The following is a 1,586-nucleotide window of genomic DNA, read 5'->3' on the forward strand; positions in this document are numbered from 1 at the left end:
GCCCGTCGGCGTCCGGCTTCTCCCACCAGGACCGCTGACCGCCCTGACCGCTGTCGCTCATCCTCGTCCTGCTCCTCGCACCTCGGTCTGGAACCACGACGCTAGCTCACCGCCACGACGGTGGACGCCGCTCAGCCGGCGGCGTCGGCCACACCGGTGACGCGGTGCACCGAGAAGGAGCGCACCGCGCCCTCGCCGCGGTCGAAGGCGCTGATCCGCCCGCCCTCCACGCCCAGCGGCTCGACGAGGTGGCGGCCGGCGCTGCCGGTGGCGTCGACGTAGCCGATCCAGACGGCCCGCCGGCGCCCGGCGGCCTCCCGCAGCAGCGCCAGCGACGTCGTCGGGTCCAGCGCCGGCAGCGCCGGGGCCTCCGGCTGCGCGTCGCGGCGCCGCTCGGCCTGCGCGACGTCCTCGTCCCCGGCGCGCAGCGAGCGCACCGCGGCGGCCAGCAGCGCCGGCCCGGGCGGCGGCGGTTCACCGGTGACCGGCCGCGGCGGCGTGCGCGCGGCGGCCCGCGCCGCACCCGCGCGGCGCACCAGCAGCTCACCGTCGGGGCCCTCGGCCGCCGGGGCCACGCCCGCCGCGCGCAGCGCGGCCAGCACCTCCTCCGGGTCGGCCGCGGCCGCGAGCACCGTCGGCGCCAGCGCGCGCAGCCCCAGCCGGGCGCAGCGCTTGTCGGCCACCAGCTCCGCCAGCAGCGCCGGGTCCTCCGCGCGCACGTACGCCCCGGCGCGCCCGACGCGGACCCGGCCGTGGCGGCGGGCCACGTCGCGCACCAGGTACTCCAGCGGCTGCGGCACCCCCGTGGCCGACAGGTCGGCCAGGAAGCCCAGCGCCTCGTCGGCCGTCTGCCCGTCGTCCAGGCCGCGGCGCACGGTGGCGGCGTCGAAGCGGTAGACCGTGGCCCCGCCGCGGCTCTCCACCCGGGCCAGCGTCTCCAGCCGGCGCGCCAGGTGCGCCTCCAGCGGGCCGGGGGCGACGGCCGTCAGGTCGGCCTGCAGCAGCACCTCGTGCACCGGCTGCGGCAGCGAGGCCTCCAGCGCGGCCACGGCGCCGTCCTCGTCCCCGGCCACCAGCGCCCGCCCGGCCGGGGCCAGCGCGCCCGCGCCCAGCACGCCCAGCCAGGAGGCGTCGCGCAGCGTCCAGGCGACGAGGTCGTCGCGCAGCCGCGTCGCGCGCCGCGGCGCCCCCCAGCGCAGCCGGGCCGCGAGGTCGTCGACGGCGACGGCGTGGTCGGCGGGCACGGCCGCCAGCTCGGTGAGCACGGCGGTGCGCACCGCGAGCGCGGACGCGCGGTCCAGGTCGGGGCCCAGGGCGTTGCGCACGGCGTCCTTGGCGTCGCGGCTGCCCACCAGCGCCGGCACCCGCGTCGTGCTCAGCCAGCTGCCCGCCAGCTGCAGCCAGCGCTCGGCCAGCTCCGCCTCGCGCCACTGGTCGAAGGCCGTCGTCGGCAGCCAGCGCGGCTCCACCTCGCCGTCGTCGGCGACGAGGCCGGCGCTCCAGGCGGTCTCGACCACCAGCGCCGCGGTCGGCTCGTCGACCTCCAGCGCGCCGGCCGTGCGGCGCAGCTCGCGCACCCCCAGCCC

1 protein-coding gene is annotated in these 1,586 nt (G+C 80.5%); it reads right to left on the reverse strand.

All coding sequences use genetic code 11. The features are described from left to right. Positions 1–131: 131 nt before the first annotated feature. On the reverse strand, positions 132–1,586 hold a 1,455-nt coding region (locus tag GTQ99_RS23050), incomplete at its 5' end, for a helicase-associated domain-containing protein (protein ID WP_205708088.1).

The organism is Kineococcus vitellinus, from assembly GCF_009906315.1.
Lineage (GTDB): Bacteria > Actinomycetota > Actinomycetes > Actinomycetales > Kineococcaceae > Kineococcus > Kineococcus vitellinus.